Raw genomic sequence first — 16411 nt, 5'->3', positions numbered from 1 at the left:
GCTTACCGTGTTCTGCAGCGACGACTGTCGATACAGGGACAGATCTGGCCTGCAGGGAAGACTACATTCGAAGCTGCGACTGTGACTCGGTTTTCGTCCGCTCGTTCTCGAGTGCCGTACGCGTGTCCGGCGAGAGGCCGACGAGGTGACAGAGCGGATTCCCCGGGTAGACGACCGGGTTCTCGAGAACGCCGACGATGAGCCCGGTAAAGGGCGCTTCGACGGTGACGATGTCGTCTTCTTCCTTGAACGGGTTGGTGATCGTACAGATCACTTCCCCTTCCCTGACGAGCGCGCCGCGGCCGCGCTTCATGTCGACGATCCCGCCGGCGTCCGCTCGCAGCCAGGTCTTCTCGTCGTCGGCCGCGATGACGGTGCGCCAGCCGGGCCAGTGGACCGCCGACTCTCGGTGGACGCCGAACTCCGCGAGGACGCTCGCAACGCCAGTAAGCGCGCGGTCGATCAGTTTCCGCTGGAAGCGGTGAGCCTCGCCCATCTCGACCGTCACGGTGGGGACGTCGGCCTCGGTCGCCTCGCGCCGGAGCGTCCCGGAGGGACCCTCGCCCGCGATGATAACGTGAGAACTGAACGCGTTCGCGAGTCGGGCGACCGAGGGGTCGTCCATGTTCGCCCGGACGTGGAGCATGTTCGTCCGCCCCCGCGTCGACGTGTGGAAGTCGATTCCGAGATCACAGGGTTCGATGAAGTTCGTGAAGATCCGGTGTGCCATCCGCCTGGCGCTCGTCGACCCCTCGCGTCCGGGGAACGAGCGGTTGAGGTCGCGGTCGTAGATCGGAAGGTACCGCTCCTGGGCGAGGAAGCCGGGAACGTTCATTACGGGCAGGCAGACCAGCGTTCCGTGGAGGTCGGAGTGGTCCCAGTCGTGAGCCACTTCGCGGACGACCTCGATACCGTTGAGTTCGTCGCCGTGGGCCGCTGCCGAGAGAAAGACCGTCGGGCCGGGGTGTTCCCCGTTGATAATTGTCACCGGAATTCTGACCGGATCCCCAAGATACGTCTCGCTGATTCCGTATCGGATGTTCGCCGATTCGCCGGGATCGACCCGTCCACCGTTGTACGTGAACGCGTCGTCCATGGCGTCGGCGTCGGACGGCTCACTCGTGGAACCGACCATCGCATCGTCACCGCTCATACACCAGTTTTCGTCGGCACGAACGTGAATCTTTGTCTTGGCCGGTCGTCTCGAACCCCTCAACTATCCAGACGAATGAGAGGGAGAATTTCGCTTTCAGGGCATACGTTTTGTACGAGGGAATGGTACGGTAGAGCATGGAAATTCGCGAAGCTACCGAATCGGACGTCGACGCCATTCGCTCGATCGCCCACGATTCACTCGCATCCACCTACACCGACTTCCTCGACGAGGAGACGATCGACACCGCGATCGACCAGTGGTACGGGGACGGGTTCGCCGACGACCTCGCCGACGATCACTTGCTGATCCTGGTCGTCGAACGCGACGGCGAGATCATCGGCTTCTCTCAGAGCGAACTGGTCGGCCAGCAGTACGAGACCGGACAACTGCAGTGGCTCCACATCGATCCCGACGATCGAGGGGGCGGAACCGGCGTCCGACTGCTCGTTCGCACTCGGGAGAAACTCCTCGAGGAGAGCGCCGATCAGGTCCAGTGTTTCGTCCTCGAGGACAACGAGGGCGGTAACGAGTTCTACGCGGCACACGGCTTCGAACAGGCCGGTCAGCGAGAGGTCGAGATCGGCGACGAGACGTTCACCGAAAACGTCTACGTCGAGAGCGAGATCGAAAGCGACGACGACTGGAACGCGATCGACGAACTCGAACTCGACGACGAGACGGTCTACGTTAGCTACGGCGAAGCCGTCCGCGGCTCGCAGGCACCGTTCTACAGCGCCTACGAGACCGAGGATCAGTCCTCTCGTTACGGTTGGTTCTGCGGTCACTGTGACTCGATCGACAACGCCATGGATTCCATGGGTCGAATCGAGTGCAACGCCTGTGGCAACCGGCGCAAGGCGACGCGGTGGGACTCCTCGTACCTCTGAGTCGTGTTCCCGAAAGAGGAACGGGTCAGCGCTCACGGCTCGGCAGTGCGACGAGTCCGACTCGAGCGGCTTTTTTTTCGAACGAGCGTACTCAACCGTGAGTCGGAACGGTCGTACGGAACGGTATCCGACCCGAATCGGAGCGTAGGCCGGCCTTAACGGACTGTGACCGCTTCGAGCGGTGGAACGACGAGAGCGTCCGTCGACCACGCGATCCGTTCTGGAATCGTTCGGTAATCCCGTTCCTGATGCCCGTCCTCGAACCGTTACTGGACACGTACTGAACGGCCTCGGTCCTGTTGAGCCACGTTACTGTTCGCACCGTCACTGTTGTGGCTGCATTACGCGAGTTGTCGCTGCATTACAATTGCCCGTTCACTCGATGATTCCGATCAGATCCCGGTCTCCGCCGGTATCCGTCGCCGCAGTGCGTAACTGACGTACTCTCCAGTCGTATGAACAGACAGTCTCACATCATCCACGGTTTCAAAGCAACGCTGGTCGCGCGAGCGATCTACATGCTCTCGAGCGCGCTGCTCATGCTGCTCCTGACGCGTTATCTCCTCGAGCCGGAGGGGTACGGCGCGCTCTACTGGGCGATCGGTATCCTCGCAGTCGTCCAACTGGTCGCCGACCTCGGGCTGGGCAAGTCCGCAGCACGGTACTTCTCGGAGTACCGAGAGAAAGATCCCGGCCAGATTCCGTACCTGATCAGATCGACGATCGCGCTAAAGATCGTCCTCCTCACGCTCGTCTCGTCCGCGCTCCTGTTGTCCCACGAGTGGCTCGCCGCCACCCTCGGCGATCCGGGGGTCGCTCCGTTTCTCGCGGCAGGCGCGCTCTACGTCGTCGCCTTCTCGTTTAGCGGCTTCTCGCAGATCTCGCTCCAGGGGTTCAACCACCTCGGCTACAGCGCGGCCGTTCAGGCGATCAGCGGCTTCGCTCGGCTGGTGTTCGCCATCGCCTTCGTCCTTCTCGGCATGGGTGCACTCGGCGCCTTCTTCGGCTACGTCGTCGGCTACACGATCGCTGCCGCCGTCGGCCTGACGGTCCTCTACCTCGAGTTCTACACCAAACACGAACCTGCGGACGAGTACGAGTCCGGACTCTCGCGCCGCCTCGTCGAGTACAGCGTCCCCCTGACGGCCACCCGGAGCGCGAACGTGATCGACAAGCGCATCGACGTCGTGCTGGTCGGCATCTTCCTTACCCCCCTGGCGGTCGCGTTCTACCAGGTTGGCAAACAGATCTCCGACTTCGTGCTCGCACCCGCCGAGGCGCTCGGCTTTACGATCTCGCCGAACTTCGGCGAGCAGAAGGCCGCCGACCAGCTCGAGCAGGCCCGTCAAATCTACGAAACCTCGCTGACGAACGTCCTCCTGTTGTACATTCCTGCGACGGTCGGCCTCGTGATCGTCGCCGAGCCGTTCATAACGATGGTCTTCGGGAGCAACTACGCGGGCGCGGTTCCTGTCTTGCAGATCCTCGCAGGGTTCATTCTCCTGCAGGCGATCACGAATCTGACGAGCGACAGCCTAGACTACCTCGGCCGCGCGAGGTCCCGTGCGATCGCGAAAGGAGGAACGTCGGTCGCGAACTTCGGGCTGAACCTCGTACTGATTCCGACGTTCGGCGTCGTCGGCGCCGCCGCAGCGACGGTCGTCACCCACACCGTCTACGTCGCGGTGAACCTGTACATCGTCCACAGCGAACTCTCCCTGCGGCTCGAGCAGCTTGGGCGAACGATCGGGCGCATCTGTGCGATTACGGGTGTGATGGCCGTCGCCGTGTTGCTCGTCACGCCGTTGATCTCGAGTTTCGTGATGCTCATCGGCGCCGTTGCGATCGGCGCGTTCACGTGGTCCGTCCTCGCCGTCACGACCGGGATGATCGACGTTCAGGAGGTTCGGTCGGTGATCACGTGAAACGAGCCGCACGTTTTGCCGGTCGCAGTCGCCTATGAACGTTTATCAACACTGTTCGTGTCTAGCTGATATGGCCGTTACTGAACCCGTTACCGTCGGGGTGCTGAGCCTACACACTAGCAAGGAAACAAAGGCGATACTCAACGCCGTCGACGAACTGGGCCACGATACGGAGTGGCTGCGTGCGGAAAATACGTCGGTCAGCGTCACTGACGGCAGCGTCACCATCGAACCGTCGGTCGACGTGATCGCGAACCGGATGCTGCTGTCGAACACCGAACAGCCCGCCGAGGAACTCGGGCTCGCGAACACGTTCTCACAGCTCATCCCGATGCTCAACGAGCCGTCGACGGTACTGACGGCGATCCACAAGCTCTCGACAGCGACGACGCTCGCGGCGAACGACGTCCGGACGCCCGACGTTACGCTCGCGCTCAACAGCGAACAACTCAACGCTGCGCGCGATCGGTACGGCGAGGAGGCAGTCTACAAGACGGCGATCGGGACCCACGGCGGCGGAACGTGGAAGGTCGGTGCCGACGATCCGATCAACGCGAAGGTGGGGAACCGGTACGCCTTCCTGCAGGAACTCATCGACCGCGACGACGTTCGCCACCACGACGTCCGAGTCTACGTCGTCGGCGGCGAAGTTATCGGTGCGATGTACCGCTACGCGCCCGACAACGACTGGCGAACTAACGTCGCGCTCGGCGGCTCCGTCGAGGATGCGACCGACGACCTCTCCGAAGAAGCCCGGGATATGGCTCGCCGTGCGGCCGACGCGATCGGCCTCGACTACGCTGGCGTCGACCTCGTCGAGGGTGACGAGGGCTGGTTCGTCCTCGAGGTCAACCCGACGGCGGGATTCAAGGGACTCTACGAGGCGACCCAGATCAGTCCGGCACCGTACATCGCCAAACTCGCGATCGAACGCGCCGGCGGCGAGGTCGACGAGGAGCGCGTCCGGGATCTCTCGAACGTCCTCGACGACTCCAGACCGATTGCCCAGCCCGTCGAGGCGGCGTCGGCGGACGCGGAGCCGTCCGTGATCGGCTACACCGAGGAAGTGGTTCTCTCGGGAACCAGCGGCTCGAAATCCGTACTGGCAAAGTCCGACACGGGTGCGACACGGACGAGCATCGACACCAGCCTCGCGGCCGACATCGGTGCCGGACCGATCAAATCCATCACGCGCATTCGATCCGGCAGCAGCAAGACCTCGAAGAGCCGTCCCGTCGTCGACGTCGTCGTCGGCGTCGGCGGCAACCAGCACACGGTCACCGCGAGCGTCGAGGATCGCAGCCATATGGACTACCCGGTCATCCTCGGCCGGGACATCCTCGGGAACTACCAGGTCGACGTGAGCCGCCGGTCGGACGCGGACGCGCCCGATACGCCCGAGGAAGAGGAGTAACACCCGTTTAGCCGGGTCGAAGGCGGCCGACGGCGACTCGAGCGACGCCGAGGAGGATCGAACGCCGCTGACGACCAACTCCGGCGCCCTAGCCGGCCGACCGGAACTCCCAGCGCCGACCCGCGAGAGCCGCCGCTGGGAGACGACTATCGCTCCCTCGAGAAGAGGTCCCAGTTGAATTCGTCGACCCCCGATTAGTGAGGGGAGTCAGCGGTTGTGCTGTACACGCGGCGCGAATCCATCACTGGCATAATTCGCAAACCAGAAAAAATTCTTGACCGATGGCGAAGAGTTCCTTAGCGAAGTAGGTAATCTTAATATGCGAAAGCAGCAACGGCCCAACGATGACGAGGTCCAACCAAGACTGGTGGCCGAATCAGTTGAACCTGAAGATCCTCGACCAGAACGCTCGCCGAGCTGGTCCGATGGACGAGGAGTTCGACTACGGTGAAGCATTCGAGAAACTCGACTTCGACGAGCTGAAGGCGGACATCGAAGACGTGATGACGACGTCCCAGGAGTGGTGGCCGGCGGACTACGGCCACTACGGGCCGCTGTTCATTCGGATGGCGTGGCACAGCGCCGGCACGTACCGCACCAGCGACGGTCGCGGCGGCGCGACCGGCGGCACGCAACGCTTTGCGCCCCTCAACAGCTGGCCGGACAACGCGAACCTCGACAAGGCTCGCCGAGTGCTCTGGCCGGTCAAGCAGAAGTACGGCGACAAACTCTCGTGGGCCGACCTGATCGTCCTGGCCGGGAACGTCGCCCTCGAGTCGATGGGATTCGAGACGTACGGGTTCGCCGGCGGACGCGAGGACGCCTTCGAGCCCGACGAGGCCGTCGACTGGGGCCCCGAGGACGAGTGGGAGACCGCCAACCGGTTCGACGAGGACGACGAACTCGATCACCCGCTCGCCGCCACCGTGATGGGCCTCATCTACGTGAACCCGGAAGGACCAGAGGGCAATCCGGATCCGGAGTGGTCGGCGGAGCGGATTCGGGAGTCGTTCGGCCGGATGGCCATGAACGACGAAGAGACGGCCGCGCTCATCGCCGGCGGACACACCTTCGGGAAGGTCCACGGCGCCGACGACCCCGACGAGCACATGGGTCCCGAGCCCGAGGCGGCCCCCATCGACCAGCAGGGCCTCGGCTGGGAGAGCAGTCACGGCTCCGGGAAGGGTTCCGATGCGATCACCAGCGGAATCGAGGGGCCGTGGAACGCCACGCCGACGATGTGGGACACCAGCTACCTCGATAACCTGCTCGACCACGAGTGGGAGCCCGAGAAGGGCCCCGGCGGTGCGTGGCAGTGGACCACGAAAGACGACGCGCTCGAGGGCGTCGCACCGGGCACCGAGGACTCCTCGGAGAAAGAAGACGTGATGATGCTGACGACGGACGTCGCCCTGAAGAAGGATCCCGACTACCGGGAGATCATCGAGCGCTTCCAGGAGAACCCGCGCGAGTTCCAGGAAGCCTTCGCGAAGGCGTGGTACAAGCTGATCCACCGCGACATGGGCCCGCCGATCCGGTTCCGCGGCCCGGAGGTTCCGGACGAGGAGATGCTGTGGCAGGACCCCCTCCCCGACGCCGACTACGAACTGATCGGGGACGAGGAGATCGCCGAACTCGAAGAGGAAATCCTCGCTTCGGAGCTGTCCGTCTCCCAGCTGGTCAAGACCGCCTGGGCGGCGGCATCGACGTACCGCAACAGCGACAAGCGCGGCGGAGCGAACGGCGCGCGCCTTCGCCTCGAACCCCAGAAGAGCTGGGAGGTAAACGAGCCGGGGCAACTGGAGACCGTGCTTTCGACCCTCGAAGAGATTCAGGAGGAGTTCAACGGCTCCCGATCCGACGACGTGCGAGTCTCGCTCGCCGATCTGATCGTTCTGGGCGGCAACGCAGCCGTCGAGAAGGCCGCGGCGGACGCCGGGTACGATGTGGACGTTCCGTTCGAGCCAGGCCGAACCGACGCCTCGCAGGAACAGACCGACGTCGAGTCCTTCGAGGCGCTCGAGCCGGAGGCCGACGGGTTCCGTAACTACCTCGGACTCGACAGCGACCGCTCGGAGGAGGAGCTGCTGGTCGACAGGGCGGACCTCCTCGATCTGACGGCTCACGAGATGACGGCGCTGGTCGGCGGCATGCGCGCGCTGAAGGCCAACTACAAGGACACCGACCTCGGCGTCTTCACCGACCAGCCGGAGACGCTGACCAACGACTTCTTCGTGAACCTGCTCGATATGGACTACGAGTGGGAGAGCTCCGAGGAGTCCAAGGACATCATGGAGCAGGAAGCGTCCTCGGAGGCCCAGGAGATCTACGAACTGCGCGACCGCGAAACGGGCGACGTCGAGTGGACGGGTACCCGCGTGGATCTCGTCTTCGGTTCGAACGCGCGACTTCGGGCCATCGCGGAAGTCTACGCATCCGACGAGAACGAGGAGAAGTTCGTTCACGACTTCGTGGAGACGTGGAGCAAAGTGATGACGCTCGATCGGTTCGACCTCGAGTAAGCGTCGCAGAACGTCCGGACCGGAGACCGTCGACGACGAACTGCTGGCCGACGAGGACGAGATCCTCGACGCCGACGTCGTCGACGGCGCCGTCGAGTAACACCTCGCGGTCCGGCCTCGAACCTCGAACTTCGCCGTTCGATTTCTTCGCGTTCGTTCGATCCACGAGAGGCCGTCTGCTCTGCAAGCGATCACTCGCCACGGAGAACGATCTCGTCGTCCGTGATGTCCGAGATCTGCGCGGCCTCGACCGGATAATCGTCGTCGCCGTGGCCGCCCCAGTTCAGCCGAGCCTTGAGTCGGTCGGTCAACCCAGGCTGGGGATCGATGTACGCCGTCTGCCCCTCGACCTCCGCGACGATGCCGACCGTCTCGCCGCGTTCGTCGACGACGTCTTTCCCCTGGTCGTCCGCCGAGAGTTCGATGGCGGATTCGTCCATCGCGGCTCCCGCTTCGGCGTTCACCGTCTCCGTCGATTCGGCCGTCTCCATCTCAGACTCGGCACCGCCGGCGGCGACGTCCATGTCCGACTCGGCGCTCTCGGCAGGCACGTCCGTCTCCGCCCCGGCTTCGGCGGCCGTCGGTTCCGCGGCGCCGTACTCCTCGATGTCGATGATCTCGCCCTCGAGCATGTCGCTCCGGATCACCTCGGAGGACACCAGTTCGCGCTCCTCGAGGACGAACCGCAGTCGCCGCCGTTCGTCGATCTCCTCCTCGATCGTCCGCCGTTCGATGAGTTCGCTCTGGACGGTGTCGCCTTCGGTGCGGTTGCTGCGGATTGCTTCCTGCTCGAGGACGTCGTCCGGCGTGACGTCCGAGCGGACGACGTCGCTCTCGAGGATCGACCGCTGGACGCTCTCGAGTTCGATGTTCGTCTCGATCTCGTCGCGCTCGAGTTCGTCGTGCTGTTCGACGTCGACGTCGACCACGCGACTCTCGACGGTGTAGCGTTCGATCTCCTCGACCGTGTCGAGGCGCGTCTCGTCGACGACGACCTCGATGGTCTCGTCGTCCAGGAATTCGGTTTCGACGACCTCCCGGCTCAAGCGTTCGGAGTCGACGAGGTTTCGCTCGGCGATGTTCGACTCGACCACCTCGCTCTCGATCGTGTCCCGCTCGACGATTTCGCGCTCGATGACCTGCGTCTCGACGATTTCGGTCGTCACGGTCTCACCCCGTCGGAGCGAGTCCTCGAGTTCGTCCCGGCCGAGGTCGGCCCGCTCGAACGCCCGCTCACGCTCGAGGAGTTCGAAGGATCCGAGTCCCTCACCCGTCGCCTCCGCCTCCTCGTGGTAGACGAACACGAGGTTCTCGTCTTCGAACGCCTCGGCGAACTCGTCCCAGGTGTACTCGTCGTGCTCGTCTCCGATCTCGTCTCGCCGGGCAAACGAGAAGCCGTGCCCTTCGCCGCCGTGGACCGTCACGGGGACGGCGTTGCGGGTTTCGGCCCACTCTCTGATCCGTCCGGGATCAGTGGTCATTCGCCGTTCGCTGGCCATGTTGTGGGGAGCGTCGTTTGCCATCGAAGGCGCTAAAACGGGGCCGTACTTTAGTCGGCGTGGCCGTCTTGGCGATCAGTATTCCATTTCTTTCGACACCGGCGAAAGCCTGCAGTATCGGGGTCGTAATCGGTCGTTATCCGGTTTCGGGTGAGATCGGTTCCCGACTCGAGCGCTCGCAGTGATCGATTACCGCCGAACGGGTTCAGTCCGACTCGTATTCGGCCCAGATGTACCGCGTCGCGACGCTTCGGTACGGTCGCCACGGCTCGGCGATCTCGCGCATCTCCCCGCGAGTCAGTTCTTCGCCGTTCCCGTACAGCGATTCGATCCCGCGGCGAACGGCGAGGTCGCCGAGGGGGAGCACGTCGGGTCGCTCGAGGACGAACAGGAGGTACATGCGTGCCGTCCACGCACCGATCCCCTTGATTTCGGTGAGGGTATCGATCACCTCGTCGTTGGAGTGGGCGGACAGCCCCTCTCGCGTGTAATCGTTCTGCTGGAAGGCTCGCGCAGCGTTTTGGACGTACTCGACTTTGCTACGGGAGAGTCCCGCGTCTCGGAGCGCCGCCTCGTCCGCGGCCAGTATGGTCTCCGGCCGCACGTCGTCCTCGAGGAGGTCGAACACTCGCTCGCGGACGGCTGCCGCGCTCGCGGTCGAGAGCTGCTGGTTGATGATCGAGATGCAGAGTCGCTCGTACTCGTTCCAGTTCGGTTCGACGTAGGGATCGTGTCGCTCGACGAGCTCCGCCATCACGGGATCCTGGCGGAGGACGGGGTGTGCCTCTTCTATCATACGCAACTGTGGATACACGGTTACAGTTCCGAAAACGGATATGCGTCTCGGTTGGGCCGGTACCGACCGTCGGCGGGTGTGCTCGAGCGAACGCGGAACCGCGTCCACTGTCGTGCTCGAGGACCTCTTAACGTCATCTAGTAGTATTATTACATAATAATTGGATAAATTTGTCAAAACATTCTAAAAGCAGTCACTGGTACCGAGATTCAGGTCATCCGTATGTTCACCAGTGACTCACTGACACAGTCGACGAGGCGTGCAGTCCTGAAGGCGGCCGCGGGCGCGCTGGGCGTCGGCGCGCTCGGCGGTGTCGCGAGCGCGCACAAGTACACGACGGACGGTCCCCACGGCGATCAGTTCGACGGCAACCGCGCCGATGCCGGGGCGAACACCGACGTCGTCGGCTACCACAGCCTCGGCGGGATCGGTTCGGCGTCGTTCGCCGGTTCCCCCGACGAACCGCACTACGGCGGGCTCAGCGAGTTTCGAGTACACGACGACATCGCGGTAATTTCGGCGTTCTCCTCGCGCGACGAGACGCCGGGGCGGGGCATGGCCGTCCTCGATATCGGCCAGTTCACCCGCGCCGAGAGCCGCGAGGCGCTCGAGTCGGCCGAACTCACCGTCCTCTCGTTCTACGGCAACGAGAACGACGGGGCCGCCTGCATGGACGTCAAGCTCTCGGACGACGGGCAGTACGCGTTCATCTCGAAGCAGCCGTTCACCGCGCTGTTCGACGAGACCGAGCTCGACCTCGACGACGACGATGCGGACAGCGGCGGCGCGGACGCGGCGGCGCTCGAGGTGGTCGACATCTCCGATCCGGGCAATCCCGAGTTCGTCACGCAGACGTCGCTATCGGTGTGGACGCTCGGGCCGCACAACGCCTGGTACCACCAGATCGGCGGGGCCGAGTACGTCTTCACGACCCACGGGGAGGACGGCGTGACGGGCGGCATCAACATCTTCGAGTTCGACCGCGAGTCCGGAACGCTAGAACTGGTCAACTGGTGGAACTACTCGGCGGAACTCGCCCAGCCGGGAACGGAGACGGACACCGACGGCGGCGAAGCCTACGCTCACGACATCGTCGTCCAGGATGACCCGCGCTTCGGAACGCCCGTCGCCTACCTCGCGAACTGGAACGCGGGGACGCGTCTGCTCGACGTGAGCGATCCGGAAGATATCGAGGAACTCGGCGTCTTCGAGCAGGACCGCGCCCACCACTCGGTGCCGGCGCCGACGCTCCAGAACGGGAAGCGCGTGTTCGTCGCGGGCCACGAGAACCCCTCGAGCCACGAGGACGAGGGTCACGTCCGCAACGACGGCGAGTCCGGCCACTACTACCTCGTCGACGCGGATCCGATCGACGACGTGCTCAGCGGCGAGCGCGACGAGCCGGTCTACCTGGGTGCCTCCTCGACGTTGCGAGACGACGACGTCGAGCCTGCGACCCGTACGGCCTTCGAGATGTACGAAGACAATGGCCAGACGGAACTGGACTACTGGATCCTGTTCGAGTCGACGGAGCAGACGTTCGACGAGACGCCCGGCTTCGAGGCAGAAGCGGCGGACGACGACCACGAGTACGAGGGGTTCGACGACTTCAACCTGAGCGCCCACAACCTCGACATCGACGCCGACGGCACCGTCGTGGCGGGCCACTACCACGCCGGCACCCGTTTCCTGGAGATCACCGACGACTTCGCCCTCGAGCCGACCGGCTACAGCCGCGTCGGCGCCGACATTCCGGAGGATGCGTCGCTCGAGGCGCTGTCGACGGGAACGCCGTTCCACTGGTCTGCGGTCGTCCGCAACGGCGTCACGTTCTCGAGCGGGATCAACGAGGGCCCGCAGGCCATCGCGCACGACGACGTGCCCGTCGGCGAGGATACGCCGATCGACGCCGACGTCGAGCGCGAAGCCGACGCCTCGCTGTTCACCGCGGGCCAGACGAGTCAGGTCCGGATCCACGTCGACAGCGACGAACCGGTGCAGGTACGCGACCGCATCCCGGGCGACTGGGCGGTCGTCGGCGGCGACGTGACCGTCGACGAGATCAGCGGCGGCGACCGCACGGTCGTCACCGCGGACGAGACGGTCGAGTCGGACACGGTTCGGTACTTCGTCGAGGTTCCGTCGGAACTGGCCGACACCGGTTCGTACACGGTCGGTCCGGTGGAGTACGCCCGTCCCGACGCCGCGGGCGAGTACGGCGGCGGCGTCAGCGCGAACAACTTCCTGTGGCGCAAGGAGAACGGCGAGACCGTCACGAAGACCGTCGTCGGGCTCGAGACCTGATCGAACCCCCAGCGCTCACTCGAGGTGGTGGTAGTCGAGTTCGTACCCCTCCTCGAGCGCGTCCTGCACCGGTTCGCTGGGTTCGCCGACGCCGCGGCGGCGGATCGAGAGTTCGCCCTCCTCGACCGAGAGCACGAGGTTGACGCGCCAGTCGGGATCCGTGTCAGGGTGGTCCGTCCGGTAGTGCGCGCCCCGAGATTCGGTCCGTTCGAGGGCCGCCCGGAACATCGCCTCGGCGACCGTGAGGCTGAACGAGAGGTCCACGGCGAACTCGAACGAGCGCGAGGTGAGGTCGCCGTCGACGCGGAGGTCAGCCGTCCGTTCTCGCAGCGACTCGAGTTTCGACAGCCCCTCGCGAAGGCTCTCCTCGTCCCTGAGGATACCCGCGTGGTCCCACAGCAGTTCGCCGAGTTCGTCGAGGAGCGCTCGCGGCGTGAGGTCGCCGTCGGCGGCGGCGAGCCCCTCGAGCGCCCGGAACTCTCGCTCGGCCAGCGCTCGCTGATCGCCGGTCACGGCGGGCTGCCGATCGTCGTCAGTCACCGCGTCCGCGACGTGGTCGCCGACGAGTTTGCCGATCGCCACGGTCTCGGCCAGCGAGTTCCCGCCGAGGCGGTTCGCGCCGTGGACGCCCGCGACCGACTCGCCGACGGCGTACAGTCCCTCCACGCCGGTTTCACCGGTCCGGAAGTCGATGTCGACGCCGCCCATCGTGTAGTGGGCCGTCGGCGCGACTTCCATCGGTTCCTCGGTGATGTCGACTCCGAGCGACTCGAATCGTTCGACCATCGACGGCAGCCGATCGCGAACGTAGTCGGCATCGCGGTGAGAGATGTCGAGGTAGACGCCGCCGTTGTCGGTACCGCGGCCCTCGCGGACCTCCTGGGCGATCGCTCGCGCGACGACGTCACGCGCGTCGAGTTCCATCTGATCGGGTGAGTAGCGCTCCATGAATCGCTCCCCGTCTTCGTTGTAGAGCCGTCCTCCCTCGCCGCGAACCGCTTCGGTGACGAGGCGGCCATCCCACTCCTCGCCGTAGCGGTCGCCGACCATCCCGGTGGGGTGGAACTGGACGAACTCGAGGTCGAGCAGCCGCGTGCCGGCCCCGAGCGCCAGCGCCTGTGCGTCGCCGTTGTTCTCGTCGTCCCGCGAGGAGTGACGCCGATAGAACGCGGAGAAGCCGCCGGCTGCCAGCACGACGTGGTCGCTCCGAAAGAGGAGGCCGTCGCCGGTCTCCATGTCGAAGCCGACCGCGCCGGAGACGCGCCGCCCGTCCGAGAGCAGCCGCGTGATCATCACGTTGTCGCGGTAGGGGATCTCGAGTTCGCGGGCCCTCTCGATCAGCGTCTCGAGCATCGCCTCGCCAGTCCGGTCGCCGATGAAGCAGGTGCGGCGGTACGACTGTGCGCCGAAGTAGCGCTGGTTGATTTTGCCGCCGTCGGTGCGATCGAACGGCATTCCCCACTCCTCGAGTTCGCGGATCCGGTCCGGCATGTGCTTCGCGGTCAGTTCGACCGCTTCGGGATCGTTGAGGTGATGACCCTCGTTCAGCGTGTCCGCCGCGTGGATCGTCCAGTCGTCGTCCGGATCGAGCGAACCGAGCGCCGCGTTGACGCCGCCGGCCGCCCACGTCGTGTGCGCGTCGCCGTGGTCGCGCTTGCCGATCACCAGGGGGTCGATCCCCGACTCGGCGAGTTCGATCGCGACGCGAGCACCTGCCGCACCCGCCCCGATGACGAGCACCGGCGTGGTGACGACCTCGTACTCGAGTCCGTCTACCGAGGCCGCGTCCCCGCCGTCGATACGGTTCTCGACGCCCGCGACGTCGGTGCCGGTCGTCGGCTCCTGACGGTCGTCTATCGGTGTTTCTGTCATCAGTATGAGCTTAGTGTCGAGCGGATTTAGGTATCGTCCCAAACGGTGCAATGGTGGCAGACCGAACCACGCCAGCGACGATATTCAGAGTACACCGACTCGCCGAGAGAATCGACCACCGCACGTTGATTACTCACAGTAGTACCTGAACACAGTCCCCGCCAGCAGCCGACAGCCTGACACTTAGAAGTCTCACGGTCGTAGCCGAGTCCGAGATGCAGCCTGTCGTCCACCTCGCCGTCGGCTACCTCTGTTACGCGGCGTACACGCGCTGGAGTCGTGGCGAACCGCCCGCCGAAACGCCGGCCATCGTCGCGATCTTCGGCGCGGCGCTTCCGGATCTGCTCGACAAGCCGCTGCACGCCGCGGGGGTCGTCCCAGTCGGTCGAACGATCGGCCACTCGCTGCTGTTCGCGATCCCGCTGGTCGTCGCGGTCTGGCTGGTCGCGCGAGCGCGCGAACGGCGAGTGCTCGGCGTCGCCTTCGCCATCGGTTACCTCTCGCACGTCGCGACCGACGTTCCCTGGCACCTGCTCTCGGGCGATTACGACGAACTCGGCTTCCTGCTCTGGCCGGTTACGCACATGCCGGAGTATACGGGCACGAAACCGCTCGGAACCGTCGCCGGCCTCGAGATCACGACGCTCTGGCTCGAGGCTGTCGTCCTCTTTGCCGGCGTCGCGCTGTGGTGGATCGACGGACGGCCGGGAGTCGAATGGCTCCGAAATCGAGTCACGTGATCGCCCCCTGTTCGCAACCTGGTTGCTGCAGCCGCCAGGAATATAGACACACGAGATAACTCTCGGACAGTGATTCGGTCGTCGTGAACTCCGAGATTCGTCGTGGACTACGGACGCTGTGGCGTGACGAACGCAGTCCGATTCTCATCGCGATCGCGTCGGGCTGGTTCCTCTCGATCGGCGTTCGACTCGTCTATCCCGTGTTGCTTCCGCACTTGCGAGCGGCCTATGGGTTCGACCTCACGACCGCTGGCCTCCTGTTGACCGTGCTCTGGGTGGCGTACGCGCTCGGGCAGCTCCCCGGTGGGATCCTCGCCGACCGGATCGGCGAGGGACGTATCCTCGTGGTAAGTACGGCCCTCTCGACCGTGACGATCGCACTGGTGGCGACCGCGACGTCGGCCTCACTGCTGTTCGCGGCGACGGCCCTGTTCGGTTTCGGAACGGCGCTGTACGGCGTCGCGCGCTACACCGCGCTCTCGGACGTCTTCCCGGACAACGACGGCGCTGCGATCGGCGTGACGCTGGCGGCGGGCGAGGTCGGCAACGCGGTCTTACCGCCGGTCGCCGGGCTGATCGCGGGTGCGATCGCCTGGCAGTACGGCTTCGGGTTCGCCGTCCCGCTCTTTCTCGTGGCGTCGGGATTCCTCTGGGTGACCGTCCCCGCGCGGACGTCCGGACCCACGAGCGCGGTCGACTCGCTCTCGCTCGAGACCGGTCGCTACGTTCTCGGCGAAATCAGCAGACCGCCGATCGTGCTCGCCACGCTGATTCAGCTCCTCGGGTTTAGCGTTTGGCAGGCGTTTACGGGGTTCTACCCGACGTATCTGATCGAGATGAAGGGGTTCTCTCCAGCGTTCGCCACCGTGCTGTTCGGCGCGTTCTTCGCGCTGGGTGTTCTGGTTCAACCGCTCTCGGGCGCGGCCTACGATCGGTTCGGGATCAGACGGTCGGTTCCCGTCGTCATGGGTGTCGTCGCGGTCGGGCTGGGACTCTTGCCCCTGCTCGAGGGGCCGGTTTCGATCGTCGGGGTGACGATCCTCGCCAGCGGACTCCTCGGCGTGACCGCCATGACGATGCCGTATCTGACCGCGTCGCTCCCGACGGACATCCAGGGAACGGGACTGGGAGTCGTCCGGACCGGGTTCATGGTTCTCGGTGCGGGAAGTCCGGCGGTCGCCGGCGCGCTCGCGGATCGCGGCTTCTTCGACGAGGTCTTTTTCCTGTTCGCGGTGCTCGCCGGCGTGGCGATCCTCCTCTCGCGATTTCTTCCAGAACAGTGACGCCGCGTGAGAG

The 16411-nt window shown here is 64.9% G+C and carries 11 protein-coding genes; 7 read left to right on the top strand and 4 right to left on the bottom strand.

Annotated elements, in window-relative coordinates; genetic code table 11:
- Nucleotides 1–61: 61 nt before the first annotated feature.
- Nucleotides 62–1153, bottom strand: coding sequence for a succinylglutamate desuccinylase/aspartoacylase family protein (locus tag CV102_RS15055; protein ID WP_394349489.1), 1092 nt, complete (start codon nucleotides 1151–1153; stop codon nucleotides 62–64).
- Nucleotides 1154–1290: 137 nt separating this feature from the next.
- On the opposite strand from CV102_RS15055, the gene CV102_RS15050 reads away from it, so the two are divergent.
- The 4 genes from CV102_RS15050 (at nucleotide 1291) to katG (ending at nucleotide 7904) form a co-directional block, all read left to right on the top strand.
- Entirely contained in the window at nucleotides 1291–2043 is a 753-nt protein-coding gene (locus tag CV102_RS15050) for a GNAT family N-acetyltransferase (protein ID WP_148858836.1), read from the top strand.
- A 455-nt stretch (nucleotides 2044–2498) separates the two neighbouring features.
- Nucleotides 2499–3968 (top strand): oligosaccharide flippase family protein, encoded by a 1470-nt coding sequence (locus CV102_RS15045; RefSeq protein WP_148858835.1) that lies wholly within the window; start codon nucleotides 2499–2501, stop codon nucleotides 3966–3968.
- Between the two features lie 70 nt (nucleotides 3969–4038).
- Nucleotides 4039–5382 carry a RimK family alpha-L-glutamate ligase gene (locus CV102_RS15040; protein ID WP_148858834.1) on the top strand — a complete coding sequence of 448 codons (1344 nt, stop codon included), beginning with the start codon at nucleotides 4039–4041 and terminating at the stop codon, nucleotides 5380–5382.
- A 317-nt stretch (nucleotides 5383–5699) separates the two neighbouring features.
- The gene (gene katG / locus CV102_RS15035) at nucleotides 5700–7904 is read left to right on the top strand and encodes a catalase/peroxidase HPI (RefSeq protein ID WP_306438852.1); all 2205 of its coding nucleotides are present in this window, start codon (nucleotides 5700–5702) and stop codon (nucleotides 7902–7904) included.
- Nucleotides 7905–8095: 191 nt separating this feature from the next.
- On the opposite strand, the gene CV102_RS15030 is transcribed toward katG, so the two are convergent.
- Together CV102_RS15030 and CV102_RS15025 are read right to left on the bottom strand one after the other, a co-directional pair.
- Nucleotides 8096–9427: a hypothetical protein gene (locus tag CV102_RS15030; protein WP_148858832.1), complete on the bottom strand. Its 1332-nt coding sequence runs from the start codon at nucleotides 9425–9427 to the stop codon at nucleotides 8096–8098.
- A gap of 181 nt (nucleotides 9428–9608) precedes the next feature.
- Nucleotides 9609–10199 (bottom strand): DNA-3-methyladenine glycosylase family protein, encoded by a 591-nt coding sequence (locus CV102_RS15025; protein WP_148858831.1) that lies wholly within the window; start codon nucleotides 10197–10199, stop codon nucleotides 9609–9611.
- A 222-nt stretch (nucleotides 10200–10421) separates the two neighbouring features.
- Between CV102_RS15025 and CV102_RS15020 the strand changes: the two genes are divergently transcribed.
- Nucleotides 10422–12503, top strand: a complete 2082-nt coding sequence (locus tag CV102_RS15020) for a hypothetical protein (RefSeq protein WP_148858830.1) — start codon at nucleotides 10422–10424, stop codon at nucleotides 12501–12503.
- Between the two features lie 15 nt (nucleotides 12504–12518).
- Here CV102_RS15020 and CV102_RS15015 read toward each other — a convergent pair whose 3' ends face one another.
- On the bottom strand, nucleotides 12519–14375 hold the full coding sequence (locus CV102_RS15015) for an L-aspartate oxidase (RefSeq protein WP_148858829.1): 1857 nt from the start codon (nucleotides 14373–14375) through the stop codon (nucleotides 12519–12521).
- Nucleotides 14376–14590: 215 nt separating this feature from the next.
- On the opposite strand from CV102_RS15015, the gene CV102_RS15010 reads away from it, so the two are divergent.
- A complete protein-coding gene (locus CV102_RS15010) occupies nucleotides 14591–15115 on the top strand; it encodes a metal-dependent hydrolase (RefSeq protein ID WP_148858828.1) in 525 nt (174 codons plus the stop codon).
- Between the two features lie 83 nt (nucleotides 15116–15198).
- Nucleotides 15199–16398, top strand: coding sequence for an MFS transporter (locus tag CV102_RS15005; RefSeq protein ID WP_148858827.1), 1200 nt, complete (start codon nucleotides 15199–15201; stop codon nucleotides 16396–16398).
- Nucleotides 16399–16411 lie beyond the last annotated feature (13 nt).

This window comes from Natronococcus pandeyae (genome assembly GCF_008122205.1).
In the GTDB taxonomy this organism is placed as follows: Archaea; Halobacteriota; Halobacteria; order Halobacteriales; family Natrialbaceae; genus Natronococcus; species Natronococcus pandeyae.
This window is presented reverse-complemented; position numbering and strand designations above follow the sequence as displayed.

Coding starts and splice junctions, on each gene's coding strand:
- CV102_RS15055 (WP_394349489.1), bottom strand. CDS start 1,153: ATGAGCGGTGACGATGCGATGGTCGGTTCCACGAGTGAGCCGTCCGAC.
- CV102_RS15050 (WP_148858836.1), top strand. CDS start 1,291: ATGGAAATTCGCGAAGCTACCGAATCGGACGTCGACGCCATTCGCTCG.
- CV102_RS15045 (WP_148858835.1), top strand. CDS start 2,499: ATGAACAGACAGTCTCACATCATCCACGGTTTCAAAGCAACGCTGGTC.
- CV102_RS15040 (WP_148858834.1), top strand. CDS start 4,039: ATGGCCGTTACTGAACCCGTTACCGTCGGGGTGCTGAGCCTACACACT.
- CV102_RS15030 (WP_148858832.1), bottom strand. CDS start 9,427: ATGGCAAACGACGCTCCCCACAACATGGCCAGCGAACGGCGAATGACC.
- CV102_RS15025 (WP_148858831.1), bottom strand. CDS start 10,199: ATGATAGAAGAGGCACACCCCGTCCTCCGCCAGGATCCCGTGATGGCG.
- CV102_RS15020 (WP_148858830.1), top strand. CDS start 10,422: ATGTTCACCAGTGACTCACTGACACAGTCGACGAGGCGTGCAGTCCTG.
- CV102_RS15015 (WP_148858829.1), bottom strand. CDS start 14,375: ATGACAGAAACACCGATAGACGACCGTCAGGAGCCGACGACCGGCACC.
- CV102_RS15010 (WP_148858828.1), top strand. CDS start 14,591: ATGCAGCCTGTCGTCCACCTCGCCGTCGGCTACCTCTGTTACGCGGCG.